Below are 25,475 nucleotides of genomic sequence, written 5' to 3'. Positions count from 1 at the left end.
CCGGCGGTGCTCATTGCGCGATGGGAGAGTACGGCCGACCTTCGCACTGGCAGTCGCGCAGGGCCTCTTTGGCGTGCAGGGCGACCAGGCCGTAGAAGGTCAATTCGGGCCGAAGCGTCACTGGTATGAGCATGGGAACATCGATGTGAGCCCGATCGGGCGCTCCGCCAAGGGTCAGTTTCATCAACGTATTGCAGGCCAGGTGGAGGCATTGCCCGCGCACGCGGCGCGTCTCACGGAGCCGAGCAGGTCGAAAACCAGTCGGCCATTAGCAGGCTGATTCCACAGGGGCCACGTCCTGCGCCCATGCCAATGCCGACAGGTGCGCGGCGTTCACCTTCTCCGCGCTCATGAAGAGCGACTCGGACAAATGCGCCGCCTCGCTGCCGTCGACCTCGCAGGATTCAGCCAATGCGATGAAGGGTCCATGCACGCCCTCGCGCTTCAAGATCGCGAGCTGAACCGATTCGGAAAGCTGGACCTTTTCCAGCACCTCTTCCAGGGAGACGCCGAGCAGGCGATCGATGAGTGAAAACATGCCGGCTACGAACAGGTTGTCGGCTTCGTCCCGCGGCACTATCCCCTGGCCCATCAGCTCAACAAACCGGCCGCGGATGATCGCTTTCTTCGTCATGAACGCCGCGCTGCCCTTGTTGCTCGTCGCCAGCAGCACCGAAAGCCATCGGAACAGCGGCGAATAGCCGAGCATGGCCACCGCGTGGCGGAGCGACTGGATCTGGACGCCGATTCCGATGCCGGGCGAATTGATGTGGCGCAGCAGGCGGTAGGTCAGCGCGGCGTCATGCTTGAGGGCGGCTTCGATGGTACGCAAGTCTTCATTGCGTCGGATCGTCTGCATCAGGCGGACGATCAGCATGGATTCCGGCTGCAGGCTAGCCCCCGCTTCCATTGTCGGGACGATCGCTTCCGTGCCCTGCACGAAGACATCCAGGCGGCGCGCGGCGCAAGCGTCGAAGTCCTGCCAGGTTGCCATGTGCGTGGCGATCGGCTGAATGATCGGCGTCCCCAGCGGCTGTTCGCGCCGGATGTTCGTGACGAGTTCGGGATGGCCGTCACCCACGTCCACGTAGGTGATGATGGAGCACAGCTCGAGGTCTTCAGGCAGCACCTCGGCGCCGCACAGCATGAAGCCATAACCCTGCGTGCGAAGGTTCAGCAGCGTCGACCGGATGTGCGCATCCATCAGGTCGTCGAGACCCATGCACAGGACGACGTTCTCCGGTGGCAAGGCCTGCAACTCATTCAGGAAGAGCCCGTCGACCGTCATGTCGAAGAAGAGGACAAGCCTGCCAAGGCGCCACCCGGTCTTGGGAGGATTGAGGTTCGTCGCGACGCAGGAGAGGAGCGCCCGCAAGTTCTCGAAAGCGTTCGGCTCGCCATTTGGCAATGCCATGCGCCATGCGAGCTTGTAGCCCTTGACACGCTTCTGGGCGTCCAACAGAAGGGCGTAGGTCACGAAGCCGCCTGGCTCGACGTGCATGGCCTCGCTGACGGCCGGCTCGTTCGCCACATCGCATGCTGCGGCCGCGCGCGGGCGGCTGAAAAAATTGAATCGCATTGTCTTTGGTGTGAAGAACCCGTTCGATCTCCGGTGTTCCGATTGTTTGCAACCCGGCCTGCGCCGAACAGGGTCAGTCGGTGCCAGTTCGACCGGGCCAGTCCATCGGCGGCTCTCCTGTCCCCCGAACTGGACCGCCCGAATGCGTTGGAACTGACCCTATGCAGCCGGTGCATGGTCGGCAACACTGCCTTCCTTTGCGATTCGTTGCCGGGCGCTCCTGATTCGGCGTTGGAAGATCGGAATGAAAACCCCTGAAGTGATGGACATGGCGATCGCCCGCCAATTGATAGAAGTCATGCTCGACCGGTGCAAGAGCGACGATGCATTCGAATCGAATGTCACCGCGCAGGACCGGAGCGCGGTTCAGAAGAGCCTCGAGTCATCGAGGATGCTCATGGGCGTTGCGCATCAACTGATGGTCCAGCCCGAATCCTTGACGGCCAGGGATGGCGCAGAGCGTTTGAAGGCGTTACTCGAGGAAATCAAGATGGCGGCACGCATGGCCTACCAGGCGGGATTACTTTTGACGGGAAGGGACTGAGTGCGATGAAGAATTCTGTCAACACGCGAACCGCGGCGGTTTCAACACCGCAACCGCTCGACGAGCAGAGCCGTGCAGCGACTTCGTTTGCACGAATGGAGGAAGCGCTGCAATACGCAGCCAGCGAATTGAAAGCTGGCCGATGCGTCACGGTTTGGCCTGTTGACGCAGTCGGCTTCAGGTTGGTCGCATGGGACTTCGAGCAGCAGGTCGACGACGAGCACTTCGCGCCCACGGCGCCACTGGAGCTCGACCTCCCGGCCAAACGAGGGGGATCTATCTGAAGCTGAGTGACAGCGGCCGAGCCAATTCTTTGTGCCTCGCAATGGCCGCGCGTAGTCACCTCAAGTTCGATCTGGGAAATTCAAAGTCAGCTCGCGGCAAGTCGAACCGCCAACTCGCCCACTTTGCGGACTGCGGGGAGGAAGCGCCCGTCACCTCCATGACCTAGTTGATGCGCACGCAGTGGGTGAAGCGCCGGTCCGCAAACGCTCGATCGCGACCATTTCTCCCGCACCCGTTCGGCTCAAGTGTTCCTGCCGGCAGCTTGTTGCATTGCCCCATCGACGGCCCGGGCCGAGCCTGTATCCTGGCCCAGCAGCATCAATGCGGCCTGGTGGGCGGACCGCGCCCCGGCGCGGATTTCGTCCACCAGGTCCCGTAGCCGCCGGGCGTGATGCTCGGGCGACCGGTAGACGGGTTCGGTCATGAGGTGGTCATGAGGAGTTGTGTCACCGTCAGCAGCCTGGCGGCGGACGTCAGGCAGAAATGAATGGCTGCGCGCTCCTGGGATGCCTTGTTGGCCTCCTCGACCCTGCGGATGACGACCTCCTGCGCTGGCGGAGGCAGTTCGCCTAGATTGGTGGGGCCGGACCAGGGCGCAAATTCATGGTCGCCGTAGCGGGCGGCCAAGATGAGTTCGATCGAGTGGAGTGCCCGTTCGAGCTCTAGCATTTCGGTTGTTTTCATCTGACGTGTGACTGCCCGTGGCGGCGTGGCGGCCAGATGCCGCGCGAGTGTGTCGCCGCCTCGGGTCAAGCCTTCGATTCTCGGCAATCAAGCGCCCGGCGAACATGACCAGTTGCGCGCAATTCCGACCGGGCCAGATGGGCACTCCGCGTGCAACGGTACCTGCCCCAACTGAGCCACCGGCGGGATCGCCAGGGACCGCGCCGCGCCCCGAGCTTGGTGGCGAGGAAAACGAAGCTGCGCTTTATCGGTGGTCTCCTGAGGCGCACGCCTCAATGCTGCGGCGCGAGCGTTTCGTTGACCTCGGCATCGCTAGGTTCCAACTCGCCGCCAACAGGCTTGTCGCTCTGCGCGTCGGCCAGGGCCGGCAGCACCTCGGTGCCGATCTCCTCGAGCACCTCGGACGCCGGCCGCGCGCCGTACTTGAGGTTGAGGATGACGTGGTTGACGCCGACCACGCGCAGCGAGTCGAGAAAGCGCAGCAGGAAGTGCCGCCCGGCCTTGAACCCGAGATGGATGGGCGTCGGCGGCAGGTGCGGATCGTCGGCGAGATCGACGTAGAGCGATTGCACGAACGGCTTGAAGGCGCCCGGCTTGGCGGTATGGACCTCGCCGCGCCAGCGCGCCACCGTTTCGGCCTGGCGATCGATGCCGCGCGGATAGGTGATCCAGCCGTCGGCATGCCCGGCGATCCACGGCAGCGGCTGCCCGCTGTTTCCGGTGACGAGCATCGGCAGACGTCCGACCGGCTTGGGCACGAGGTCCGCGTTGGCGGCGAGCACCCCGGCCGTCGACGTCAACGTCGGGTACTCGCGCTCCAGCACGCGGCGGATCACCTCGAAGTATTCGCGGAACAGGGCGGCGCGCCGTTCGATGTCGACGCCGAAGGCCGGGAACTCCACCGGTCGGTCGCCCGACGCCACACCCAGCACCAGCCGGCCGCCCGACAGCCGGTCGACCGAGGCAGCGGCCTTGGCCACATGCAGCGGGTGCCGCAGCGGCAGCACGATGGAGCCCGTGGCCAGCGCGATCGTTTGCGTGTGTGCCGCAATCCAGCCGAGGTACACCCAGGGATCGTAGATCTGACCGAGGTCGCCGAAGCTCGGATCGCGCAGCGGCACGTCGCGCACCCACAGGGCGGCGTAGCCGAGCGCCTGGGCGCGCTGCGCAAGCCGCTCCTGGTCGTGCATCGACGCCTCATCGCCCATGTAGGCCTCTATGGGGAAGAAGACGCCGAGCGTGAGGCAGCCCACGCGGAACATGCGACTAAAGCCTGGCGCTTCGTCGACCGTGGCCATCGAATTGACTTTCAGCATGCGCGCTCCTGTTTGATGGCGCAAGCGTACGCAGGGCGAGGGCGCCAGTATTCCCGATTGCTGCGAAAACTGCCCAAGGACAGCGACATGTGCGGGCGGACGCGAACTACTGTTGTCCGCACCGAAACATGTGGGTGCCTAATGCAGGCGACGCCTTGTGCAAATGGAGCAGCCCCCTTCCTTGAATTCATGAACCTCTACGAACGCTATGCGAACGAAATTGCTGAGCTGATCCGCTCCGGAATGCTGCGGCCGGGCGACCGACTTCCCTCGGTGCGAGCTGCGAGCGCAGCCCGCGGCCTCAGCCGGACGACCATATTTGAAGCCTACTATCTGCTCGAAACGCGCGGTCTGGTCGAGGCGCGCTCCCGCTCCGGTTACTACGTGAAAGGAGACCTTGCCCAGGCGGAAATAACGGCGCCCGACGATTCGAGGCCCAATGGACGAGCGAGGCTGGTGGACACTGGCCAGTTGGTCTTCGAGTTGCTGGGTTCAATGAACCGCCGCGAGTTCGTACCGCTCGGCTCGGCGTTCCCGAGCCCGTCGCTGTGCCCGCTCACGCGACTGGCGCGACACCTCGGGAGCGAAATGCGTGACTTCGATCCATGGCGCTTGGTCGAGGACCTCGCTCCGGGCAACGAGGCGCTGCGCCGTCACATCGTATTGCGCTACGCGATGGACGGAATGGTCATCTCTCCCACCGAAGTCGTGCTGACCAATGGCGCGATGGAGGGGCTGAACCTGAGCCTGCAGGCGGTCACGAGGCCGGGGAGCGTGGTGGTGGTGGAGTCTCCGACGTTTTACGCCGCGCTGCAGGCGCTCGATCGACTGCAATTGCGCGCGCTTGAGGTCGCGACCTCGCCGGTTTGGGGCATCGACATTGACGCCTTGGCCGCAGCGCTGAAACGTCATAGCGTCGCGGCCTGTTGGCTCATGACGAACTTCCAGAATCCCCTGGGAAGTTTGATGCCCGATGATCGCAAAAAGGCGCTGGTTGCGCTGCTCGCAGAGCATGAGATTCCGCTGATCGAAGACGACGTCTATGCCGAGCTTTACTTCGGCGCAAAGAAGCCGCTGCCTGCCAAGGCGTTCGACGCCAAAGGCCTCGTGATCCATTGTGGCTCCTTCTCGAAGTGTTTGGCGCCCGGCTACCGCGTCGGCTGGGTTGCGGGCGGACGATTCGCCGCGAAGATTGAGCAGATGCGCCTCATGTACACACTCTCGCCGGCGATTCCCTCGGAGGCGGCCATCGCCGCCTACCTTGACCGTGGCGGCTACGACCGGCACCTGCGGCGCATGCGCGCAGCGCTCGCCCGGTATTTGGCTGTCGCCATGGAGGCCGTGCAGGCCAACTTTCCCGCCGGAACGCGCATGTCAGCACCGCAGGGCGGCTATATTCTCTGGCTCGAATTGCCCGAGAGCGTGGACACGACCAAATTGCACGCGCTGGCGCGTGAGCACGGCATCAGCCTGGCGCCGGGGCCGCTGTTTTCCGCCAACAGGCGCTTCACGCATTGCCTGCGCCTGAACTATGGCCACGGCGGCGATCCGCGCTTTACGTCGGCCATGCAAACTGTCGGCCAACTTGCGACATCCCTGATGCAAGGGTGACGGGGCTCAACTCAAAGCCCAGCCAGTCCGGTCGTCCGAAACCTCGATGCTCGCGAGCTCAGCGTTCGAGCTCGACGGGCCCAGTCCAAGCCGCACTCCGCACCTCGCCAGCAGTCATGCAGGCGCATCCTGCAGTCCTTGAGGTCGCAGAAAGCGATCCGTTGCCTCATGGCAGACCGAGGTGGCGAATGGGGCAGTCGAAGAACGGAATGGACCGCAATGATGCTGAGAGAATGCCGCTTGGGTCGACGCGAGCCCCAAGGGCTGCATGTTCTCGGTTGCCGATGTAGACGTCACCCTCGGCATCTCCGGGAATCGAGACCTGCTGCTGGCGGCCCTGGTGTACTTGCTTCACAACGCATTCAAGTTCACGCATGCGCACACAGAGGTCTCGCTAGGCGCCTATGCCGAGGGCGACCATGTTCTGCTGGACGTGGAGGACAACTGCGGAGGTCTTCCACCAGGAACGACCACGTCCATCTTTCAGCCGCTTGTGCAGGTTGGTGACAACAGGAGCGGATTGGGCCTCGGCCTATCCATCGCGCGGCGGAACGTAGAGGCCGATGGGGGGTGTTGACCGTCAGGGATCTGCCGAGCACGGGGTGCATCTTCACCATATCCCCACGGAGCAGTTCTAGGACAGGCTGTCGCGACGCAGCTCGCCTCCGGAGCGCAAGCGGCGCTTCAAAGCTCGATAAAGACACGAACGGGCCCATTACGCCTGTGTATGGATCACGGCCTGAACGTCCACTGGCGCCGCGAAGGCGCAGTGCTTGGCATCGAGGTGGAGGGCAGCAATGGGCCCATCCGATGCCATCTGCAGCCTGTGTTCCAAACACCCTGTCAAGAACAACTCCCATTCCTCAATCGACGGCGGCGATCGGCGACACCCCCACTGAAATCATGTTGCGGCGCTGCGCCGGACGCAGTAGAAGTACCTCATTGCTCTAAGGGGACAAAGACATGTTGGCAGCTGAGTGTGCATGGGCAGTGTTGCGTGTCGAGCACGCGCGCTTGCGTGAATTGCTCAACCTCGTCGACGACGCCCTGAACGACGGAGCTTGGGCCTGCAGCGGCCCTCAAGCGGGGGCGCTTTCCGCGCTTATCGAACGCTTGCAAGCATTCGACCACACCACGCATCGGCCCAAAGGCGTCGTTCTGGTGCAAACGCTGCGCGGCAGATCGGTGCAGGCCGACGACCTGCTGATCCGCCTCGAATCCACACGCGATTGCTGCGATGACCTGCTTCTGCAGGCCAAGACGAGATTGAAGGCCGCGGCCTCCGACCCGGCCGGCGTAGGTGACGGCATTGAAGCGCTGCTGCATGAGCACCGCCGATTGATGCTCGTCCATTTAGACGAAGAAGACTCTCTGCTGCATTCGCAGACAGCGACGCATCTGACGCGCGAGGAATGGGCCGCGGTGGCATCCTCGATCTCGGTGGCTATGGGGCAGGCCAAGGCTTGATCGCAGGTGCTGGTGCCGGTCTCTCGCGTATTTGCGAACCACCCGCTCGCTATGGCCTAGCCCAGAGAACCCGTTGCTCAAATTCTGCATGAGCGCGCGCGACGCTTGCTCTGAGCCTGAACCAGCAGTCAGTGCTCCTCGACGAGGTCCAGGCACATGGCCGCCGCGGTCCCCGCCGCCTCGCCCATGACAGCGCAGGTGGCCATCACCCGCGTAGCGCCAAGCCTGCATGACTCGCACTGATGTTGCGGCCAGCAAAGAGCAGATTGTCGTGCTTGCCATTCGCACCGATGCCATCGGCATCGAGCCTCCTGAGTGCGGGGAATCCCACGCAGGTCCACGCGTGTGACAACGGGAACGCCGCTCGGCTCGCGTTAGGGCCCGGTGCCCTCGAGCGATCCGCGGTCAGACCTCTCCTGCTCTCCGGATGCGCAGGACATCTGGCGCGCCAATCCGCTCGGCTGAGCCTAACGCCAGCTCTCGTCCACGCAAGCCTTGGGCGCCTCGCCGCGCTCCTGCGCCAGGCTGGGGTAGTCCGTGTAGCCCTTCTCGCCGCCGCCGTAGTACGTGGACCTGTCGTCCGCATTCAAAGGCGCGTGCGCGCGCAGCCGTTCCGGAAGATCCGGGTTGGCGATGAAGTTGCGGCCGATGGCAATCAGGTCGGCCCGGCCCTCCCTCAGCCATTGTTCGGCCGTCTCGGCGTCGAATCCGCCAGCGAGCATGAGCGGGCCGCTCCAGGCCTGGCGAATGCGCTGCAGCATCTGCATGGCCGCCGCACTGGGAGGCGTCTTGCTCTCCAGCGCGGCCATGGCCGGGTTGACGACGTGCAGATAGGCCAGCTTGCGGGAGTTCAGCTCGCACGTGGCATAGGTGAAGGTGGTCAGGGGATCGTCGTCGCGGATGTCGTTTGCCGTTGCCATCGGCGACAGGCGCACGCCCACCGCGTCGGCGTCCCAGACCTGCGTTACCGCGTCGACGACTTCCAGCAGCAGGCGCGCGCGGTTCTCGACCGGACCACCGTACGCGTCGGTTCGGCGGTTGGTGCCGCTGCACAAGAACTGGTCGAGCAGGTAGCCGTTGGCACCGTGGACCTCCACGCCGTCGAAACCGGCCTTGATCGCGTTGCGCGCCGCGCGCTCGTACTGGCGCACGAGGTAAGGCATTTCCTCGGACTGCAGCGCTCGCGGCGTCACGAAGGGCGTCAGCTCGCCTTCGCCCTTGTCGTTCTCGATGAATGCCATCCCCTCCGGCCGGATGGGAGAGGGCGCGACCGGTGGCATGCAATCGGGTTGCAGCGAGGGATGGGAGATCCGGCCCACATGCCACATCTGCAGGACGATGCGGCCGCCGGCTTCGTGCACCGCATCGGTGACCAGGCGCCACCCCTCTACCTGCTCACGGCTGTGGATGCCCGGAGTCCAGGCGTAGCCCTGCCCCTGCATCGAGACCTGCGTCGCCTCGGAAATGAGCAGCGCGGCCGAGGCGCGCTGCTGGTAGTAGCAGGCGTTCAGCGCCCACGGCACGTTCCCCGGTTGGCGTGCACGCGACCGGGTCAGCGGTGCCATGACGATGCGGTGCGGCAACTGGAAGCGACCGACTCTGATGGGCTGGAACAACAGCCGCTGCTCCGCGTCATGGGGCTCAGCGGCCTGGTTTGTCGCGGCGGGCGACTCGATGGTGGCGGACATAAAGGACTCCTTCTTTCGGGCATGACGAGCCGAAGTGTCGACCCTGGCCGGCGGCGAAACCGGACGCCGCGTGTCCAGGCTTCAAATGTCAGCCGGCCGCCGCCATGGACAGCAGGAAACCGAAATAAACGTCGGCGGCGCGCGGCTAACTTCGGTCCATGAACAAATTCACTGCTTCCATCAACGAGCGCGACCATCTGCGCGGTTCACCGGACGCACCGGTGGTGCTGGTCGAATACGGCGATTTCGAGTGCCCGTACTGCGGTGCGGCCTACGGGGTCGTGAAGAAGCTGGAGCAGGACCTGCCGGACACGCTGGCCGTCGTGTTCCGCCAGTTCCCGCTGGTCAGCGTGCACCCGCACGCGCAGCTCGCGGCCGAGGCCGCGGAAGCGGCGGGGGCCCAGGGCCGGTTCTGGAAGATGCACGACCTGCTCTTCGAGCACCAGGATGCACTGGCGCCCGCCGACCTGCTGAGGTACGCCGCCGCCCTGCACCTGGACCTGAATCGGTTCGCCGGCGACCTCTCCGGCCACGTGTTCCTGCCCAAGGTCCAGGACGACATGAAGGGTGGGCTGCAAAGCGGCGTCAAGGGAACGCCGGCCTTCTTCATCAACGGCGTGCTCCACCGGGGCGGGTACGACGAGACTTCCCTGCTCGCCTCGATCATGCTGGTCGCGGCCGGAGCCTCCTGAGCACCGCTCCCATGGCGCGCGAAAGGGATACCAGCGGCTGGATGCGGGGGCAGGCCTGCGACCTGATGGACCAGGCCGAGCGGCTGCACCGCCAGTTCTTCCGTCCCGAGGCGGTGCAGCAGGCCCAGGTGGTCTGGGAGCCGCCGTGGACCTGTTCGAAAACAAGCGCGAGATCGTCCTTGTTTGGTCGCCATGCCGGGCGTGAGCGCCGAACGCATCTAGGTGGTCGGCGAGCCCCGGCGCAAGCGTCGTGCGCGGAACACACCCGGTGCCGCTGGTGCCCGCCCTGTCGGTGCGGCGGCTGGAGATCCCGTACGGCACCTTCGAGCGGCGCGCCCTACGCGCAGGGCCGGGCTTCAGGCCTATGATGGCCTATGAAGGACCTGCGATATTTCGACCCTCACCGGCGCGCGACGTGGTTGGAGCTGTTCTTCGACCTGATCTTCGTCGTTTCCATTGGCGACGCCGGCGAGATTCTGAGCGAAGCGCATGAGGGCCACATCGGGGCGCATCAGATCCTGCGCTTCGTGCTCGTGTTCCTGCCACTGTGGTGGATCTGGGCGGGCCACACGATCTACGCCAATCGCTTCGACACCGACAGCCGCCAGCACAGGCTTTCCACCCTGCTGATCATGTTCCTGCTGATCGTGATCTCGGCGCAGATCTCGGCCGGCCTCCAGGAACACTACGCGCTGGCCGTAGCCTGTTACTGCGGGGCGCGGCTGATCATCGCCGTGATGTACTTCGTCTCCAGGCGCAAGCACCACGACCGTGGTGGCTTCGCGTCGACGGTGGGCACCGTGTTCGCCGTCGGCGCCGCGATCAGCCTTTCCTCGGTCATGTTGGAGCCACCGTGGAGCTACCTGGTCTTCTATGCCGGGATCGTGTTCGACATGGCGGCCCTTGTGCTGCTGAGCCGGAGGTTGCACGTCGTGCCGGCGCATGGGGCACACCTGGTCGAACGAGTCGGTTGCCTGACCATCATCATGCTGGGCGAATCGGTGATCAGCATCTCCGCGGCGCTGGCGGACATCACCTGGATCCGATCCAACGTCATCGCCGCAGTCAGCGGATTCGTCATGGTGTCGGCCATCTGGTGGATCTACTACGACAGCTTCCACTTGCTGGAACACCGCAAGTTGGCGACCGGGCACTCGATCCTCTATTCGCACTTCTTCCTGTTCATCGGCCTGGCGATCCTGGCCTCGCTGATCCGGCATGCGATCCTGGACGATCTCGACCCGGGTGACTTCCGTCAGCTGGCCGCGGTCGGTACGGTGCTGTTCTTCCTGGGCAAGCAATACGGCTACTACATGGAGGTGCCCGAACTGCGGCCTTACCTGCTGTCCAACACCGCGGCCGTGTTCGCCCTGACGGCACTCGTGCTGATGTTGCCGCTCGGGCTCGGCGCCATACTGGTGGGCCTCACGGCGACCATGATCTGCTACGTGCTGCTCAACCTGCGCTACCGCCATCTAGTGCGCGCCAGGCAGGCGGCGGCCTGAGCCGCTACGTGCGCAGCTTGAGGGAGGAGAAGCAGACTTGGGCTGGCCGTAGTTGTGCTGATTTTGTAAAGGTGCACAGCGTTGCTGCAGCGGGCCCTCAAGCGTCCCTGTGTCCGGCCGAAGCGGCGCCGCAGGATCTCGACAGCGTCTGGGGGTTAATGCATTTCGCCCCTGCATTGCTCCCGATCCCGGCCGACGATCTCATCTAATGGGCCCGGCTCGACGCCTCTCGCGCGTTCAACCGGAATGCCTTCGGCGTGAACCCGGTGTAGCGATGAAAGTCGCCGGTGAAGTGGCCTTGGGTGTACGGCATGCTCCGAAGTGGCTATTCGTTGCACATCGAAACGCCCTTCGGCGTGCGTGCTTGCCAAAGTCGGTCTCCGCACCAGCGCGTGGTCGTTCTGACCAACTATCCCACGCCCCAGATGCGCCGTCGGTGTCTTGATTTGGACGCGGATACGGTCTTCGACAAATCTGGCGAGTTGGAGGCGTTCTTCGACTACTGCAATGCGACGCCACGAGCCGGATGACTTGCCGGCACGCGGGCGCTGGGCGCCGGGTCGGGCGCTCCGGACCTGCAGACGTTGTCGTATGCCCGACGCAAAGGTCGGCTTCGGGGCAAATTGGACCAAGTCTGCGAATGGCGGGTTGCTCCGGTTCGACAAGCCCACGCAGATGTCTGCAACGGGCACGAAGCCGCAGATCCGGCCTGCCCTCCCCTTCGGCCGCTTTCGCTGCAGAACGGCATTTCCCCTTCGGCCTTTGGACGGCAATTCCGGGCCCTGAACGCCATTTCGCGACGTTGGGAAGAAGCCATTCAAAGGACGTCGTGGCCCTGGTCGCTGGGAGCCTGGACAGCAAAGGTCAAGTTTCCAAGTAGACCGGCCGGTCGCGCACAAAAGCGCGAACGTCAGGTATCCGCGGTCTCCGACGCTCGCCGGCCAAAATCGACCGACTGCACCCAGTCTAAATCGGGTGCTGCCTGTGAGCGGTTCGCTACCACTGCGCCGAGGAGCAAATCCGCCACGAGCATCCGGAGGAGGTGCGCGTCAGGGGCTCGCAGATCGCGCGCTGGATTGCGGAGACCCCCAAAGAGATCGCGGCGCACGCCCGATCGATGCTGGTCGATCTGCGGTCGGGTGCCTTGGTACAGAACGAGCTGGATCTTGGCGACGCGCAGGGGGACAACTCGACTCTCATCGGCGCCATGGATGGCCTGAACCGTCGCTTCGGCAAGGGAACCAGCTTTTGTACTGCTTGTCTACCTATGCGCTTGAGACGAGCGACTAGGGCCGCAGGCACCATTGGTGGTCGTCCAATCCTTCAGTCGAGAATTCTGTCGGCTCGATGCGAAAATTCGTGAGGGATGTCGAGGTTGAGCGCACGAGCAGTTGTGCGGTTCAGGACCAATTCGTACCGCGTCATGATGTGCACCGGCATCTCCGCGGGCCTCGCGCCCTTCAGGATCTTGTCGATTTGCTGCGCGGTCACCTTCGTAAATTCGCTGTACAGGGCGCCGTACGAAAAGAGGCACCCCGCTTTCACTTGAACTTCGTATTCGCAGACCATCGGAAGTCGCCTGGCCTTCTGGTACTCGAACCTGGGCATCAGCCACACGACTTCGTCGGTGTAGCTGAACGCGGCATCGAGATCGCTGCGGTCCATGGCAGCGAACCCAGCGGGGAAGTCCTTGGGCGCCTCCACCGGTACCAAAGTGATGTTCATCCCGAGTTTCCGGGCGACATCACCAGTCGACTTCAGGTGCCGTTCGGAACTGGGATTGCGCGGATTGAAGATGACGGCGACGTTGACCGCCTTGGGCACGATCAGACGCAGCAGTTCGGCTCGCTTTTCATCGAGGAAGGGCGATAGGGTCTCGCTGCCGGTCATGTTGCCGCCGGGGCGAGCCAGGCTCTGGAAGAGGCCGTCTGCGACTCCGTCATGTGCGCCAAGCACCACGGTGGGAATGGTCTTCGTTGCACTTTGAACCGCGACGGCGGCCGTGCTGGTGAATGCCATGATGACATCGACCTTAGCTTGAACCAGCTCGCGTGCAAGCTGTGGGAGCTCGTCGAGGGATCCCGTGGAAAAGCGCTCGACGATGATCGCGGTCCTGCCGTGTACCCACCCGATCCTCGCAAGCTCATTGACGACCGGTTTGGTGACGTCAGGGCCCCAGCCGGACAAGATCCCGATGCGCGGCAGCGCCGAGGCCGGCGTAGGCACGGTTGGATTTGTCGGTTGTGCGCAGCAACAGCCTACACCGATGGCATAGGAGGCGAACGCGCGCCCAATGGATCGAGAAGCGACTCCGCACTTGGACATACGGCACCCTCCCGGAGCAAAATTGCCGGCAACTCTAGCAGTCAAGCGTGAGGCTTGGTAGAGATAGCTGATAGCTCGACCACGACGCGCGCACTCTTGGGTGCGTCGGCAACTATACCGAGCTGCGGCACCGCCGGTCCATAGGCGTCTTGGCCGTGGTCTGGGTTGCGCAGTGGCGGTGACACACCTGCTGCGCATGAATGTCGCCTGGCGCAGCGAGTCACGGTGGCGACGCGGGCTCCCGGCGCTCGGTTACGCAGTTACGCCAGCTGGAACGGCGCAACTCCTGCCAAGTCTTGACCCGGCGCAACTGCCGGTCGGTCGGCTGGCACTGCCGCATCGCTGGCAGCACGGTAGAACGCCGAAAAAACGATAAGCAGCGTTTGGCGGACGCGCGACCGGTCGCGAAATTGCGAGTGACCGGCCTGTTTTGTCGCGCATTTAGGTGGTAACCCGCCCCTTTGTCGTGTTTCTCGACATTAGCGGTCCCGGGCGAGGGTCGATCCGTTGTCGCTGAGTCGTTGCCAAGCGTCGCGCGTGGCGTGTTTAGCGCGGTCCCATTCCAAGGACGACCGGCCGCGAGCTGTTCCCCAGTCACGTGCCAAGTCTCATCTGCTTCATCTGCCGCCTCCTACGTTGCCTGCGACGACAACGCACCAGATCACGGGGCGGTGGACTTGATCAGAGTCTCCCTAGCCCGCGAGTCCGACGCAGAGCGTAAGCGCCGGAGTCGGCAAGCCATCATCTTGGGAACATGGATCATGAGCAACAAGCCCGAACTCGCCGCAGCCATCGCGAAAAACGCGCTCCGACGTGATCAAGATCGTGCGGCGTTTGGTTTGCCCCCGCGGCAGGACAAAGCGCAGGCGCCTGCCACCGTGCCGCACGTCGAGGTCCCGCTGCTGACCGGAGACAAAAACGACCCGTCGCTTTCTTCCCAACTCCCCATAGGGCCTGGTTCCTGACACTCCGGTGGCGGGAAGTCGATCACGTTCGACTGGATTGCTCAGTCGCCTGGGTTTCGGCAACTGGCGCTTCGGCCGGGGAAGTGAAGAGCGAATGTGCGCCTGGAATCCGGGAGTCGGCAAGCTGTTCTGGAGAGCCGCCCGGGGGCGACCGAGCGGGCATCCGAGGAGAAGCGGCTATACGCAACCCGGGGACCGAAGACCTCAGTGCATCCGCGCCCGCCGCCATGCGCCAGGACTGACGCCCGTGACGCGGGTGAAACTGCGCGTGAAGTGGCTCTGGTCCGCAAAACCGCAGGCAGAGGCGGCCTCGCTGAGTGAAATGCCGCCGTGGAGCAACAGCCGCTTCGCCATCCGGATTCGCTGGTCCAGCAACCAGCGATGCGGCGGCATGCCGGCTGACAGGCGAAAAGCACGCGTGAAATGGCTGCGCGAAAGGCCGCACTCCTTCGCCAGGTCGGCCAGCGAGACATCCTCCGCAATGCGGTGCAGCAGATAGTCCTTGGCGCGTCGTTCCTGCCAGGGGGCGAGTGCGCCGGCGCGGCGGCGCGGCGGCAACTGGAGTCCCCCGTAGTGCGTGGCCAGGTGGATGTGCAGCGCGATGCCAACATGTTCCACGAAAAGCGCATTGGCCTCGCCGGGCCGCGCGAGTGCCGGCAGCAGCGTCTGGCCCAGACCCAGCAGCACGGGGTCGACCTCGCATTCCTGTGGCGCGCAGTTCAGCATGCCGATCCGCGGACCACCGTACTCGTCGACTACTTCGTCGAATGCGGCCCGCGTCACATGGAAGTGCAGGCAGTCGAAGGGGTCGATCATGTTCGCGCGCCACTGCTGGTCGAGGTTGTAGACGATGGCGGCGCCCGTCACGTAAGGCGCGGTGGGCATGCGGCGCCCGTCGCGCCACAGGTCGAGCCGGTTGAAGTCGCACAGGTGCAGGTAGACCGCAAAGGCGTCTTCCAGATCGTAGAGCGGCGTCAGGCCATGGTTGCGCGTGGCCACGCGCTCGCGATTCACGAACAGCGAAGCCTTGTCCAGCGTCCCCGCAAACAGAGTGGGCGCATCCGCCACGCCCAGATAGGACGTCAGCCGCTGCGGCGCGCAATAGTTGCCATCCATGGTCAGGCCTTTCCGGTCTTGTGGTTCGAGCTGCGACCGGGATTTTGCCGCCAAAGCTTTCAACAGTCTTGCATATTCCTCCGACTTCCGGCAGTGCTATCGCCATCGACAAAATCGACAATGCAACGTCGTTTCGGACAAGACTGCCGCGCCGGCGACCGATAGCGTCGCGGGATGTTCTCCACCACCGATCGCTTCATCCGCGTGCGCATTGCGCACCCTGAGTTCCTGTTGTCTATGGGGCTGGCCGCCGCCCTCGACCAGCAGCAGGACATCGAGGTCGTGGCCGACGATGGCGATGCGCGGAATTCCACCGACTCGCGGCGCGCCCACGTGGTCATCACCGACCGCGCAGGCGGCGTGGCGCTCGCCTTGCGTGTTCGGGAGTTGCCCGCCGGGCAGCGCGCAACAGCCCCGAAGGTGCTGGTGATCTCGTCCTCGTGCCGCGAGCACGAAACCCGCACGGCCCTGGAAGCGGGCGTCCAGGGCTACCTGCTGCAGGATTGCGGGACGCACGAACTGATCAACGGCGTGCGGCAACTGCACCAAGGCGCCCGCTATCTCGGGGCCGCCGTGGCGCAGGAAGTCGCCGCAAGCCTGGCGCGCGAGCCGCTGACCCTGCGCGAGCAACAGGTGCTCCACCAACTGGTGACCGGCAAGGGCAACAAGGCCATTGCCAATGCGCTGGGCATTTCGGAGGGCACGGTCAAGGCGCACGTGAAGGCAATACTGACAAAGTTGCAAGCCGCCACGCGCACGGAGGCGGTCGGCATCGCGGTCCAACGTGGACTGGTGCCACGCCCGCGACCCGCAGGCATGGGAAGTCGCCCCTCTGCCGCACGGCACGTCTATGCGCGGGACGCCTTCGTGCAGTAACGCCCTACCCCAATTGGACGATGGCCATCCCCCCCTATAAAGCATGGCGAAAGGCCGGGCCCCCGCCTACGCTGAGGGTCATTTTTCAGCGTCAAGGAGTCCATGAATGTCCATCACCGCCACGCCTGTTCCCAGCCCCGAGTTGCTCACGCCCAGCGATCACACGCTGATCATGATCGACTTTCAGTCGCAGATGGCTTTTGCCACGCACTCGATCGATGCGGTCGCGCTGCGCACCAACGCCGCACTCGTCGCTCATGCGGCCGCCGGCTTCGGCGCATCGACCATCCTGACGACCGTGGCCGAGAAGAGCTTCTCCGGCCCTATGTTCGACGAGATCACTGCCGCCTTTCCGGCGCAGAAGATGCTCGACCGGACCACGATGAACAGCTGGGAAGACGCCGGCGTAGTCCGCCGCGTCAACGAAATCGGCAAGGACCGGCTCGTGCTGTGCGGCCTGTGGACCAGCGTGTGCATCGTTGGCCCGGCCTTGTCAGCACTGGCGCAGGGTTACGAGGTCTACGTGCTGGCCGATGCCTGCGGCGACGTTTCGCCCGAAGCCCACGACCGCGCCATGGACCGCATGGTTCAGGCCGGTGTGCGGCCGATGACGTCCTTGCAATATCTGCTCGAGATGCAGCGCGACTGGGCCCGCGGCGAGACCTATGAGCTGACGACCGGCATCTCGCGCAGGTTCGCCGGCGCCTATGGGCTCGGCATCATCTACGCCAAGACCATGTTCGGTGCCCACGAAGGCTGAGGCTGCCATGAAGCCTTATGTGGTCTCCGCGGTGCTCGGGCTGCTGGTCGGCGTGATCTACGCGCTATTCAACGTTCGCTCGCCGGCGCCGCCGGTAATCGCGCTGGTGGGCCTGCTGGGAATCCTGCTGGGCGAGCAGATCCCGCCGCTCGTCAAGCAGGTGTTCGACAAAAGCGTGGCGACCACGTCGTGGTTTCACCGGCAGGTCAAGCCACACATGTTCGGCGAGCTGCCGCAATGCGACGCGCAGACCCGGGCCAGGGCAACATCAGGGGCCGAGGGTCGCCATGGCTGATGAAGCCGCGCCGGAACTGATCCTTTACAACGGCCGCTTCACCACACTCGACCGCGCCAACCCCTCAGCGCAAGCGGTCGCGATTCGGCACGGCCGGTTCACGCAGGTGGGCCGCAACGAAGATGTGATCGCGCTCGCCGGCGAACGCACGCGCCGCATCGACCTGCAAGGGCGCAGCGTGCTGCCGGGCCTGATCGACAACCACCTGCACATCATCCGCGGCGGCCTCAACTTCAACCTTGAACTGCGCTGGGACGGCGTTCGCAACCTTGCGGACGCGATGAACATGCTGCGCCGGCAGGTAGCAGCCACGCCGGCGCCGCAATGGGTGCGCGTGGTCGGCGGATTCAGCGAACACCAATTCGCCGAGAAGCGCTTGCCGACCCTTGCGGAACTCAACGCGGTGGCTCCCGACACTCCCGTGTTCATCCTGCACCTGTACGACCGAGCCCTCCTCAATGGCGCCGCACTGCGCGCCGTGGGCTATAACCGCGACACGCCGGCGCCGCCCGGCGGCGAGATCGTGCGGGATGCGGCCGGCAACCCGACCGGGCTGCTGCTGGCCAAACCGAATGCAGCCATCCTCTACGCCACGCTCGCGAAGGGGCCAAGGCTACCTTTCGAATACCAACTCAATTCGACTCGCCACTTCATGCGCGAGCTCAACCGTCTGGGCGTCACCGGCGCCATCGATGCGGGCGGCGGCTTTCAGAACTATCCCGAAGACTACGAGGTCATCCGCAAGCTGGCCGATGCGGGCCAGCTCACCGTCCGCCTCGCCTACAACCTCTTCACCCAGAAGCCAAAGCAGGAGAAACAGGACTTCCTGAACTGGACTGCCCAGTCGACATACAAGCAAGGGGACGATTACTTCCGCCACAACGGCGCGGGCGAAATGCTGGTGTTCTCGGCGGCCGACTTCGAGGACTTCCGCGAGCCGCGTCCCGACATGCCGCCGAACATGGAGGGCGACCTCGAAGAAGTGGTGCGCGTGCTTGCGCAGAACCGCTGGCCGTGGCGCATGCATGCGACCTACGACGAAACCATCACCCGCGCGCTCGATGTATTTGAGAAGGTCGACAAGGATATCCCGCTGGCCGGACTGAACTGGTTCTTCGATCACGCGGAGACCATCTCGGAGAAGTCGATCGACCGCATCGCCGCGCTCGGAGGCGGCATCGCGGTGCAGCACCGCATGGCCTACCAGGGCGAATACTTCGTCGAGCGCTATGGCCCGCGGGCGGCGGAAGCCACGCCGCCGGTCAAGCGCATGCTGGAGAAAGGCGCCAGGGTATCGGCCGGTACCGACGCCACTCGCGTCGCGTCTTACAACCCGTGGGTGTCGCTGTCGTGGCTCGTCACCGGACGCACGGTGGGCGGCCTGCAGATCACTTCGCAGCGCAACTGCGTGGACCGCGAGACCGCACTGCGCCTTTGGACCGAGAACGTCACCTGGTTCTCCAGCGAGGTCGGCAGGAAGGGGCGCATCGAAGCGGGCCAACTCGCCGACCTGGTGGTCCCCGACCGCGACTTCTTCGACTGCGCCGAATCCGAGATTGCAGACACGGCCGCGCTGCTCACGCTCGTGGGCGGCAAGGTGGTCTACGGCGCGGGACCCTTCGCCAAGGAGGATGACAGCCCGCCGCCCCCGGCCACGCCAGACTGGTCGCCCGTGCGCACCTTCAGAGGTTATGGCCGCTGGGCCGAATCTGAGGGGGCGCCGTTGCAGGCCGCACGCGCCGCCGCCGCGCCGTGGTGCGCATGCTCTACGGCCTGTGGCATGCACGGTCACCGTCACGCCAGCGCGTGGGGCCGCCCACTGCCGGTGGAAGACCTGAAGAGCTTCTGGGGCGCGCTCGGCTGCGCCTGCTGGGCGGTGTGAGGATGAACGCGCTGCGCAAGGCATTCACCACCGCGGCGGTGCACTGGTTCGCGCTGCTCTGCCTGTGCGCGGCGTATCTTCAAGGCGGCATCAGCAAGGCCACGGACTTCGCCGGGGCTCTGGCGGAGTTTCAGCACTTCGGCATCCCGATGCCCGCGCTGATTGCGATCGCGACCATCGTGGTCGAGCTGGGGGCATCTCTGATGATCCTTACGGACTTCCATCGCTGGCTGGGCGCACTTGCCCTGGCCGGCTTCACCCTGTTCGCGACCTTCGTCGCCAATCGCTTCTGGGGGATGGCGCCGCCGGAACGCTTCATGGCGGCGAATGCATTCTTTGAACACTGGGGACTCATCGGCGGATTCGTGCTGGTCGCATGGCACGACCTGCGGCACGGAGGTGATAATGCAGCACGCCCATGAATGCCTCGCGTCCTGAGCCTGCAGTTACACCCGCCGTGTCGGCGCCCCGCGGCAGTTTCGAGCCATTGCGCGAGCGTGTGTTTGCGGTGTTGTGGGCGGCCACCGTGCTGGGCAACATAGGCAGCTTCATGCGAGATGTCGCGAGCGCATGGATGGTCACCGAGCTGTCGGCGAGCCCGGCCGCAGTTGGGCTGGTGCAAGCCGCGGCCACGCTGCCCGTCTTCCTGCTCGCCATCCCGGCTGGCGTGCTTTCGGACATCCTCGACCGGCGGCGCTTCCTGATCGGGATCCAGGTCTTTCTTGCGCTGGTGAGCCTGTGCTTGCTCGTGCTCGCGAAGTCCGGCTCGCTCAGCGTCAACTCGCTGGTGGTGCTGACATTCATGGGCGGCATCGGCGCGGCATTGATGGGGCCGACCTGGCAGTCGATAGTGCCGGAACTGGTGCCGCGCGCCGAGCTCAAGAGCGCGGTGGCGCTCAACTCACTCGGCATCAACATCGCACGCGCAATCGGCCCGGCGGCCGGCGGGCTGCTGCTCGCGAGCTTCGGCGCAGCCTTGACCTATGGCGTCGACGTGCTGAGCTATGTGTTCGTGATTGCGGCGCTGCTCTGGTGGCGCAGACCGCAGGCGGGCGACGCCGCACTCCCTGAGCACTTCCTGGGCGCTTTCCGCGCCGGCATTCGCTTTACGCGCGCGAGCCGCGAGCTACACGTGGTGCTTTTGCGTGCGGCGATGTTCTTCTTGTTCTCAAGTTCCGTGTGGGCGCTGCTGCCGCTCGTCGCGCGCCAGATGCTCGGCGGCTCAGCGAGCTTCTACGGAGTTTTGCTGGGCGCCGTGGGCGCCGGTGCGATCGCCGGTGCGGTGGCTATGCCGCGCCTGCGCGCAGGTCTCGACGCCGACGGCCTGGTGCTGCTCGCCTCGCTGCTCACCGCGGGCGTGATGGCCGCCTTGTTCCTCGCACCGGCGAAGTGGCTGGCCGTGGTGCTGCTGCTAGTGCTTGGCATCGGATGGATCATCGCGCTCACCACGCTCAACGGCGTGGCGCAATCTATCCTGCCCAACTGGGTGCGCGGCCGCGGGCTTGCCGTGTACCTCACCGTCTTCAATGGCGCCTTGGCGGCCGGCAGCGTCATCTGGGGACTGGTCGCGCAACAAACCGGCGTGCCGCTGGCCTTGTTGATGGGCGCGGTGGGGCTCGTGGTCGTGGCCGCGCTCTTCCATCGCATCAGGCTGCCTGCCGGCGACACCGATCTCCAGCCATCACGCCACTGGCCCGAGCCGCTGTTGGCAGAGCCCGTGGACAACGACCGCGGTCCGGTCATGGTGCAGGTCGAGTACCGCGTGCGCAAGCAGGATCGGGCAGCATTCTGGCAAGCCATCCAGCGACTATCGCTGGCACGCCGCCGCGACGGCGCCTATGCCTGGGGCATCACCGAGGACGCGAGCGACCCAGACCGCCTGCTCGAATGGTTTCTCGTGGAGTCCTGGGCCGAACACCTGCGCCAGCATGAGCGCGTGTCGATGGCGCAAGCCGATGTGCAGTACGAGGCCTGGCGCTATCACATGGGCCCGGACCGGCCCCTCGTGCGCCATTACCTGGCGCTGGAGCCAGCCGCCGACGCCGGGCCGCCCTGACGGCCCTCCGCTTACCCTGTTTCAATGAGGTCGTGGGTCTAGGCACGCGCGCATGCCATTTTTCCGTTGCGCCCGGCTTTCACGCCGCCCCCCCAACTGGGCTAGAGAAGACCCTGCCTTTGGGCGCACCCGCATGACGACTACTAGCGGATGACAGCGTCGGGCAGGCGCCGGAGCATCGAGGCTTCACCACAGGAAGCCTCCATGTCCAAAGTTCTGGTTCTCTACTACTCCGCGTATGGCCACGTCGAAACCTTGGCCCAGGCCGTCGCCGAAGGCGCTCGATCGGCCGGCGCCACGGTCGACATCAAGCGCGTGCCCGAACTCGTGCCGCTCGAAGTCGCCAAAGCGGCCCACTACAAGCTCGTCCAGACGGCACCCATTGCCAACGTGGCTGAACTGGAGCACTACGACGCCATCATCATTGGCACCGGCACGCGCTTTGGCCGCATGGGCTCGCAGATGGCCAGCTTCCTGGACCAGGCCGGCGGACTGTGGGCGCGCGGCGCATTGCACGGCAAGGTCGGCGCGGCGTTCACGTCGACCGCCACCCAGCACGGCGGACAGGAGACGACGCTCTTTTCCATCATCACCAACATGCTGCATTTCGGCATGGTGGTGGTCGGTCTCGACTATGGCTTTTCCGGCCAGATGGGCCTCGAGCAAGCGCATGGCTGCTCGCCCTACGGCGCCAGCACGATTGCGGGCGGCGACGGCGCGCGCGCGCCGGTGGCGGTCGACCTGGACGGCGCCCGCTACCAGGGACGGCGCGTCGCCGAGACCAGCCTGAAGCTCCACGGCTGAATGTCGTCGCCCACGGACAAGGACGCGCAAGTGCAGTCGCGGCCGGTGCAAGCGCCTTATCGGTCCAGCGCCGCCTCGCGCGCACTGCCCCCCGAAACAACGGCAGTGCCGGGCACGACACCCGACTGGGCCTTCGTTGCGATGCTCCCCGGCTTTCGGGCGAGCGGCGGCATCGCCACCGACTGCGAGCTGGCAGGGCGGCTGGCCCGCAGCGCCAGCGGAACGCTGCCTGCGTTGGCCCGGCACATGGCGCGCGGCGACCTGGTGAGCTTCGACTGGAACGGCAAGCTCTGGCTTCCCCTCTTCCAGTTCGACCAGGACATGCACGTGGCCACCGGCCCGCTCGCTGTCGTTGGCGAGCTGGGCGGCGTGTTCGACGACGCGTGGGAGCTGGCGCATTGGTTCGTCCAGCCGCACGCTGCGCTGCGCAACCGGACGCCGGTGCAGGTGGTCAGCCATGACGTGGAAGCCGCGATTGGCGCGGCTCGCCTCGATCGCTTCATTGCGCTGGGCTGAAACCCGGCGCCATAAGGGACGCGTTCGCAGAATTAACGCAACTTAACTTGAGCCAGCGCAGCCCTGTGTGGATGATGTGTCGTTCATGTCCACGCTCAACTGGGGTTTGCTGCGTCTGGAATTGGCCCGGGGAGAGGCCTTCCATTCCAACACCCGCCTGCCGCTCGCGGCCGGCGATGTGACCCTGCTCGGGCTGCTGATGCAGCGCCCGGGCGAGTTCGTGCCGGACGATGCGCTACCCGCCGACGACGCGCTCCCGGCGCAGGTCGAGTTCGTCAACGAGGTGCTGGCCCGGCACTGCGGCCCCTCCTGCTACGTCATGCACCTGCCGGGCAGCGGCTGGGGCCTGGCACTGCCGGGGCTGACGCCCAGGCCGGCCACGTCGAAGCCGCTGGCTGAAGGCGCCACCCCCCTGCCCCGGTTGCGCACGCGCGTCGTCGGGCAAGGCGAGGCGGTCGCGTCGCTGGCTGCCAGGTTGCCGCAGGCGCGGCTGCTGGCGCTCGTGGGCCCGGGAGGCATTGGCAAGACCACGCTGGCCGTGAGCGTGGCGGCGCAACTGGCCGACCACTACCGCGATGGCGTGGTGTTCGTCGACCTCTCGCCGTTGACCAGTGCGGACGCGGTGCCGTCCGCGTTGGCCGCGGCGCTGCACATGCCGGCCGTGACGGGCATCGGCGTGCAGGACCTGGTGGCCTTCCTGCGCGGCCGGCAACTGTTGCTCGTCCTCGACAACTGCGAGCACGTGGTGTCGGCCGTGGCACAGGTGGCCGAAGCGGTTTCGAACGGGCCGTGTCTAGGTCGAGATGGCAGGGGCGCCGTCACAAGAAGACCACCATCCAAATTGAGATCGCGAGCAGCATGGGGACCGAAACGCTCGCGATCCGCCACATGACGCTGAAGTGAATCTGGTCTCTGCAGCTGGCTAGCAACCGATCGTGCAAGTCTGCCAGGGCGTCCAGTCGCATCGCCTCTTGCTCCTTCGCTAAGGCAGGCGCCAGTTCGCCAGCGCCGCCATCATCAGGGGTAGTTTTCAAGAGCACCTACGCAAGCATGGATTGTTCTGCACCGTGGCGAAATCAACGGCGTGCAAGGGGTGTGCCACAAGCCTCTTTTCGCCCCGCCGGAGGATAGCGCGCTGGACGCGGGGTGATCACGCTGCCGGCATCCGTCAGATGCTGAGTTCGTCCACTGCGCGATTCGTGGCATTGGCCATGCGAGAGGGGGAATTTGTACAGCCCCGCAATGAAATCGAGCCGGGATGCGAGGATCTTTGAAAGATCCTGGACGGCTCAACGAGTGCGTCTACCGAACTCTGTGCATTGAAGTCAGCGTTCGTCGGGTTGCGTCCGGCGGCGCAACCTGCAGCCGCGGACTGCGTTTTCCTGTTTCGGCGACCACACCGCGTTGTCATCGTCGTCGTAGCAAGCGGTCCAGCCCACGACGTCGTTTCCACGAACGATCATCCGCGCCGGCCGAAGCTGCCGCATGAAGCGCCGAAACCAGTTGCTTACCGGCACGGTGCTCTCGTGAAGCCCCCCTTGCGGCCGCGCTTTGGCGTGCAGCCACGCTGCGGGGTCTGGCGCTCGGTCATGCCGAGCGGTGCCCGGTTCGTGCTGCCAATTCATGTAATCCAACCTTCCAAGGCTCTGACCATATGCGTCGGCCTCATGCCGCTTCAAATCCCCATTTTCAATGCTGCAGCGCTGGAGCAGGCGGGTCGCGGTGACAAGGTTGTTTCCTATTGTGTACTACTTTATGACTACATAACTTGTGCGGGTTGATGCGTCAAAGATCGACTCTCGGCGCAGGCAAGTCCAACAACCGACGTGTCTAGGCAAGGCCAAACGGGCCTTCGGCACTCGCGGTCTAACGCCTTCGCATCGGCTCCGCCTACCCTACCCCTCCCCGCGCCACCTTCTAGTCAAGTCAGGTACCGACTTCATGCAGACCGCCTGCCGAGGCCGCTCGCACGGCGAGGAAAGCGAGGCGCGCATCGATGAAAAGACGCTGGCGAGATGCCGCGTTGCATGTGAGCGGCATGCTCTCCTCGGAAGGCGAGCTATTGGAAGAAGACCGCTAACGCGTCATTGACTGCGCGCGCAGCTGCTTTCGGCCTGTTGTTCGAGCGGCGCCACCTGCGAACGCGGTACAACGAAGTGGGCGTCCACGCCTGCTCGATGGCAGACCTCCTCAAGTTCGCAGAGAAGTCTATCGATCTGCCGTATCAACGATTTGCGATCGTGGGCAGGCTGGTTCGACACCAGGGCACACGACAGTTCGGCTAAGTCATCTTCGCCCGCAATGCGTGCCCAGCGGCGCACCTCACAATAGCAAACCGACGCCAACCGGCCGAGGTCATCTTGTCGCCTGGCGTAACTCACCTCACCGACGAGGTCTTCAAGTGCGTCGCGCATGCGCGCAGGCAGGGCATTCAAATCTTTTGCCATGGTCGCCCTTGATCAAAGGGCCATGGTTACCATGGGCTGCTTGGTGCAGTGCAGCATCTAAT

The 25,475-nt window shown here is 64.8% G+C and carries 27 protein-coding genes; 17 read left to right on the top strand and 10 right to left on the bottom strand.

What is annotated here, in order from left to right; genetic code table 11:
- Nucleotides 1–268: 268 nt before the first annotated feature.
- Nucleotides 269–1,579: an EAL and HDOD domain-containing protein gene (locus QTH87_RS25830; protein WP_286613259.1), complete on the bottom strand. Its 1,311-nt coding sequence runs from the start codon at nucleotides 1,577–1,579 to the stop codon at nucleotides 269–271.
- Between the two features lie 244 nt (nucleotides 1,580–1,823).
- On the opposite strand from QTH87_RS25830, the gene QTH87_RS25825 reads away from it, so the two are divergent.
- Together QTH87_RS25825 and QTH87_RS25820 are read left to right on the top strand one after the other, a co-directional pair.
- Nucleotides 1,824–2,123, top strand: coding sequence for a hypothetical protein (locus QTH87_RS25825; protein ID WP_286613256.1), 300 nt, complete (start codon nucleotides 1,824–1,826; stop codon nucleotides 2,121–2,123).
- Nucleotides 2,124–2,128: 5 nt separating this feature from the next.
- On the top strand, nucleotides 2,129–2,407 hold the full coding sequence (locus QTH87_RS25820) for a hypothetical protein (RefSeq protein WP_286613254.1): 279 nt from the start codon (nucleotides 2,129–2,131) through the stop codon (nucleotides 2,405–2,407).
- Nucleotides 2,408–2,649: 242 nt separating this feature from the next.
- On the opposite strand, the gene QTH87_RS25815 is transcribed toward QTH87_RS25820, so the two are convergent.
- The 3 genes from QTH87_RS25815 to QTH87_RS25805 all read right to left on the bottom strand — a co-directional run bounded on the left by QTH87_RS25815 (nucleotide 2,650) and on the right by QTH87_RS25805 (nucleotide 4,408).
- On the bottom strand, nucleotides 2,650–2,832 hold the full coding sequence (locus QTH87_RS25815; RefSeq protein WP_286613252.1) for a hypothetical protein: 183 nt from the start codon (nucleotides 2,830–2,832) through the stop codon (nucleotides 2,650–2,652).
- Nucleotides 2,829–3,092 carry a hypothetical protein gene (locus QTH87_RS25810; RefSeq protein ID WP_286613250.1) on the bottom strand — a complete coding sequence of 88 codons (264 nt, stop codon included), beginning with the start codon at nucleotides 3,090–3,092 and terminating at the stop codon, nucleotides 2,829–2,831. Before QTH87_RS25810 ends, QTH87_RS25815 begins: the two co-directional genes overlap by 4 nt.
- A 272-nt stretch (nucleotides 3,093–3,364) precedes the next feature.
- Nucleotides 3,365–4,408: an LLM class oxidoreductase gene (locus QTH87_RS25805; RefSeq protein ID WP_286613248.1), complete on the bottom strand. Its 1,044-nt coding sequence runs from the start codon at nucleotides 4,406–4,408 to the stop codon at nucleotides 3,365–3,367.
- Between the two features lie 189 nt (nucleotides 4,409–4,597).
- On the opposite strand from QTH87_RS25805, the gene QTH87_RS25800 reads away from it, so the two are divergent.
- The 3 genes from QTH87_RS25800 (at nucleotide 4,598) to QTH87_RS25790 (ending at nucleotide 7,486) form a co-directional block, all read left to right on the top strand.
- A complete protein-coding gene (locus tag QTH87_RS25800) occupies nucleotides 4,598–6,019 on the top strand; it encodes an aminotransferase-like domain-containing protein (protein WP_286613245.1) in 1,422 nt (473 codons plus the stop codon).
- A gap of 268 nt (nucleotides 6,020–6,287) precedes the next feature.
- On the top strand, nucleotides 6,288–6,596 hold the full coding sequence (locus tag QTH87_RS25795; RefSeq protein ID WP_286613244.1) for a sensor histidine kinase: 309 nt from the start codon (nucleotides 6,288–6,290) through the stop codon (nucleotides 6,594–6,596).
- A gap of 386 nt (nucleotides 6,597–6,982) precedes the next feature.
- Nucleotides 6,983–7,486: a hemerythrin domain-containing protein gene (locus QTH87_RS25790; RefSeq protein ID WP_286613242.1), complete on the top strand. Its 504-nt coding sequence runs from the start codon at nucleotides 6,983–6,985 to the stop codon at nucleotides 7,484–7,486.
- A 128-nt stretch (nucleotides 7,487–7,614) separates the two neighbouring features.
- Here QTH87_RS25790 and QTH87_RS26225 read toward each other — a convergent pair whose 3' ends face one another.
- Nucleotides 7,615–7,827 carry an FAD-dependent oxidoreductase gene (locus QTH87_RS26225; RefSeq protein WP_353506167.1) on the bottom strand — a complete coding sequence of 71 codons (213 nt, stop codon included), beginning with the start codon at nucleotides 7,825–7,827 and terminating at the stop codon, nucleotides 7,615–7,617.
- 126 nt (nucleotides 7,828–7,953) lie between these two features.
- Entirely contained in the window at nucleotides 7,954–9,174 is a 1,221-nt protein-coding gene (locus QTH87_RS25785; protein ID WP_286613241.1) for an alkene reductase, read from the bottom strand.
- Between the two features lie 158 nt (nucleotides 9,175–9,332).
- On the opposite strand from QTH87_RS25785, the gene QTH87_RS25780 reads away from it, so the two are divergent.
- Together QTH87_RS25780 and QTH87_RS25775 are read left to right on the top strand one after the other, a co-directional pair.
- Nucleotides 9,333–9,866 (top strand): DsbA family protein, encoded by a 534-nt coding sequence (locus tag QTH87_RS25780; protein WP_286613239.1) that lies wholly within the window; start codon nucleotides 9,333–9,335, stop codon nucleotides 9,864–9,866.
- 374 nt (nucleotides 9,867–10,240) lie between these two features.
- Complete coding sequence (locus QTH87_RS25775) at nucleotides 10,241–11,371, top strand: low temperature requirement protein A (RefSeq protein ID WP_286613238.1); 1,131 nt, start codon at nucleotides 10,241–10,243, stop codon at nucleotides 11,369–11,371.
- A gap of 1,323 nt (nucleotides 11,372–12,694) precedes the next feature.
- Here the strand turns inward: QTH87_RS25775 and QTH87_RS25770 are convergent.
- Nucleotides 12,695–13,597 carry an ABC transporter substrate-binding protein gene (locus QTH87_RS25770; protein ID WP_286613237.1) on the bottom strand — a complete coding sequence of 301 codons (903 nt, stop codon included), beginning with the start codon at nucleotides 13,595–13,597 and terminating at the stop codon, nucleotides 12,695–12,697.
- An 860-nt stretch (nucleotides 13,598–14,457) separates the two neighbouring features.
- Between QTH87_RS25770 and QTH87_RS25765 the strand changes: the two genes are divergently transcribed.
- Nucleotides 14,458–14,661 carry a hypothetical protein gene (locus QTH87_RS25765; RefSeq protein WP_286613235.1) on the top strand — a complete coding sequence of 68 codons (204 nt, stop codon included), beginning with the start codon at nucleotides 14,458–14,460 and terminating at the stop codon, nucleotides 14,659–14,661.
- Between the two features lie 204 nt (nucleotides 14,662–14,865).
- Here the strand turns inward: QTH87_RS25765 and QTH87_RS25760 are convergent, their stop codons facing one another.
- Nucleotides 14,866–15,777, bottom strand: coding sequence for a helix-turn-helix domain-containing protein (locus QTH87_RS25760; protein WP_286613233.1), 912 nt, complete (start codon nucleotides 15,775–15,777; stop codon nucleotides 14,866–14,868).
- A 174-nt stretch (nucleotides 15,778–15,951) separates the two neighbouring features.
- Here QTH87_RS25760 and QTH87_RS25755 point away from each other — a divergent pair, with 174 nt between their 5' ends.
- The 9 genes from QTH87_RS25755 to QTH87_RS25715 all read left to right on the top strand — a co-directional run bounded on the left by QTH87_RS25755 (nucleotide 15,952) and on the right by QTH87_RS25715 (nucleotide 23,858).
- The gene (locus QTH87_RS25755; protein WP_286613232.1) at nucleotides 15,952–16,653 is read left to right on the top strand and encodes a response regulator transcription factor; all 702 of its coding nucleotides are present in this window, start codon (nucleotides 15,952–15,954) and stop codon (nucleotides 16,651–16,653) included.
- 106 nt (nucleotides 16,654–16,759) lie between these two features.
- Nucleotides 16,760–17,413: a hydrolase gene (locus QTH87_RS25750; protein ID WP_286613231.1), complete on the top strand. Its 654-nt coding sequence runs from the start codon at nucleotides 16,760–16,762 to the stop codon at nucleotides 17,411–17,413.
- A 7-nt stretch (nucleotides 17,414–17,420) separates the two neighbouring features.
- Nucleotides 17,421–17,708 (top strand): DUF1427 family protein, encoded by a 288-nt coding sequence (locus QTH87_RS25745; protein WP_286613230.1) that lies wholly within the window; start codon nucleotides 17,421–17,423, stop codon nucleotides 17,706–17,708.
- Nucleotides 17,701–19,590, top strand: a complete 1,890-nt coding sequence (locus QTH87_RS25740) for an amidohydrolase (protein WP_286613229.1) — start codon at nucleotides 17,701–17,703, stop codon at nucleotides 19,588–19,590. The genes QTH87_RS25745 and QTH87_RS25740 overlap by 8 nt, the downstream gene beginning before the upstream one ends.
- A gap of 2 nt (nucleotides 19,591–19,592) precedes the next feature.
- Nucleotides 19,593–20,012, top strand: a complete 420-nt coding sequence (locus QTH87_RS25735) for a DoxX family protein (RefSeq protein WP_286613228.1) — start codon at nucleotides 19,593–19,595, stop codon at nucleotides 20,010–20,012.
- Nucleotides 20,009–21,646, top strand: coding sequence for an MFS transporter (locus QTH87_RS25730; protein ID WP_286613227.1), 1,638 nt, complete (start codon nucleotides 20,009–20,011; stop codon nucleotides 21,644–21,646). Before QTH87_RS25735 ends, QTH87_RS25730 begins: the two co-directional genes overlap by 4 nt.
- 204 nt (nucleotides 21,647–21,850) lie before the next feature.
- Entirely contained in the window at nucleotides 21,851–22,450 is a 600-nt protein-coding gene (wrbA, locus tag QTH87_RS25725) for an NAD(P)H:quinone oxidoreductase (protein ID WP_286613226.1), read from the top strand.
- Nucleotides 22,451–22,966, top strand: coding sequence for an antitoxin Xre/MbcA/ParS toxin-binding domain-containing protein (locus QTH87_RS25720; protein WP_286613225.1), 516 nt, complete (start codon nucleotides 22,451–22,453; stop codon nucleotides 22,964–22,966). It begins immediately after the preceding gene.
- Nucleotides 22,967–23,051: 85 nt separating this feature from the next.
- Nucleotides 23,052–23,858 carry an AAA family ATPase gene (locus QTH87_RS25715; protein ID WP_286613224.1) on the top strand — a complete coding sequence of 269 codons (807 nt, stop codon included), beginning with the start codon at nucleotides 23,052–23,054 and terminating at the stop codon, nucleotides 23,856–23,858.
- A 433-nt stretch (nucleotides 23,859–24,291) separates the two neighbouring features.
- Here QTH87_RS25715 and QTH87_RS25710 read toward each other — a convergent pair whose 3' ends face one another.
- A complete protein-coding gene (locus QTH87_RS25710; RefSeq protein ID WP_286613223.1) occupies nucleotides 24,292–24,591 on the bottom strand; it encodes a hypothetical protein in 300 nt (99 codons plus the stop codon).
- A gap of 459 nt (nucleotides 24,592–25,050) precedes the next feature.
- Nucleotides 25,051–25,413 (bottom strand): hypothetical protein, encoded by a 363-nt coding sequence (locus QTH87_RS25705; protein WP_286613222.1) that lies wholly within the window; start codon nucleotides 25,411–25,413, stop codon nucleotides 25,051–25,053.
- Nucleotides 25,414–25,475: the final 62 nt, after the last annotated feature.

Origin of the sequence: Variovorax jilinensis, from assembly GCF_030316885.1 — a bacterium.
GTDB lineage: Bacteria > Pseudomonadota > Gammaproteobacteria > Burkholderiales > Burkholderiaceae_C > Variovorax > Variovorax jilinensis.
This window is presented reverse-complemented; position numbering and strand designations above follow the sequence as displayed.

Coding starts and splice junctions, on each gene's coding strand:
- QTH87_RS25830 (WP_286613259.1), bottom strand. CDS start 1,579: ATGCGATTCAATTTTTTCAGCCGCCCGCGCGCGGCCGCAGCATGCGAT.
- QTH87_RS25825 (WP_286613256.1), top strand. CDS start 1,824: ATGAAAACCCCTGAAGTGATGGACATGGCGATCGCCCGCCAATTGATA.
- QTH87_RS25820 (WP_286613254.1), top strand. CDS start 2,129: ATGAAGAATTCTGTCAACACGCGAACCGCGGCGGTTTCAACACCGCAA.
- QTH87_RS25815 (WP_286613252.1), bottom strand. CDS start 2,832: ATGACCGAACCCGTCTACCGGTCGCCCGAGCATCACGCCCGGCGGCTA.
- QTH87_RS25810 (WP_286613250.1), bottom strand. CDS start 3,092: ATGAAAACAACCGAAATGCTAGAGCTCGAACGGGCACTCCACTCGATC.
- QTH87_RS25805 (WP_286613248.1), bottom strand. CDS start 4,408: ATGCTGAAAGTCAATTCGATGGCCACGGTCGACGAAGCGCCAGGCTTT.
- QTH87_RS25800 (WP_286613245.1), top strand. CDS start 4,598: ATGAACCTCTACGAACGCTATGCGAACGAAATTGCTGAGCTGATCCGC.
- QTH87_RS25795 (WP_286613244.1), top strand. CDS start 6,288: ATGTTCTCGGTTGCCGATGTAGACGTCACCCTCGGCATCTCCGGGAAT.
- QTH87_RS25790 (WP_286613242.1), top strand. CDS start 6,983: ATGTTGGCAGCTGAGTGTGCATGGGCAGTGTTGCGTGTCGAGCACGCG.
- QTH87_RS25785 (WP_286613241.1), bottom strand. CDS start 9,174: ATGTCCGCCACCATCGAGTCGCCCGCCGCGACAAACCAGGCCGCTGAG.
- QTH87_RS25780 (WP_286613239.1), top strand. CDS start 9,333: ATGAACAAATTCACTGCTTCCATCAACGAGCGCGACCATCTGCGCGGT.
- QTH87_RS25775 (WP_286613238.1), top strand. CDS start 10,241: ATGAAGGACCTGCGATATTTCGACCCTCACCGGCGCGCGACGTGGTTG.
- QTH87_RS25765 (WP_286613235.1), top strand. CDS start 14,458: ATGAGCAACAAGCCCGAACTCGCCGCAGCCATCGCGAAAAACGCGCTC.
- QTH87_RS25760 (WP_286613233.1), bottom strand. CDS start 15,777: ATGGATGGCAACTATTGCGCGCCGCAGCGGCTGACGTCCTATCTGGGC.
- QTH87_RS25755 (WP_286613232.1), top strand. CDS start 15,952: ATGTTCTCCACCACCGATCGCTTCATCCGCGTGCGCATTGCGCACCCT.
- QTH87_RS25750 (WP_286613231.1), top strand. CDS start 16,760: ATGTCCATCACCGCCACGCCTGTTCCCAGCCCCGAGTTGCTCACGCCC.
- QTH87_RS25745 (WP_286613230.1), top strand. CDS start 17,421: ATGAAGCCTTATGTGGTCTCCGCGGTGCTCGGGCTGCTGGTCGGCGTG.
- QTH87_RS25740 (WP_286613229.1), top strand. CDS start 17,701: ATGGCTGATGAAGCCGCGCCGGAACTGATCCTTTACAACGGCCGCTTC.
- QTH87_RS25735 (WP_286613228.1), top strand. CDS start 19,593: ATGAACGCGCTGCGCAAGGCATTCACCACCGCGGCGGTGCACTGGTTC.
- QTH87_RS25730 (WP_286613227.1), top strand. CDS start 20,009: ATGAATGCCTCGCGTCCTGAGCCTGCAGTTACACCCGCCGTGTCGGCG.
- wrbA (WP_286613226.1), top strand. CDS start 21,851: ATGTCCAAAGTTCTGGTTCTCTACTACTCCGCGTATGGCCACGTCGAA.
- QTH87_RS25720 (WP_286613225.1), top strand. CDS start 22,451: ATGTCGTCGCCCACGGACAAGGACGCGCAAGTGCAGTCGCGGCCGGTG.
- QTH87_RS25715 (WP_286613224.1), top strand. CDS start 23,052: ATGTCCACGCTCAACTGGGGTTTGCTGCGTCTGGAATTGGCCCGGGGA.
- QTH87_RS25710 (WP_286613223.1), bottom strand. CDS start 24,591: ATGAATTGGCAGCACGAACCGGGCACCGCTCGGCATGACCGAGCGCCA.
- QTH87_RS25705 (WP_286613222.1), bottom strand. CDS start 25,413: ATGGCAAAAGATTTGAATGCCCTGCCTGCGCGCATGCGCGACGCACTT.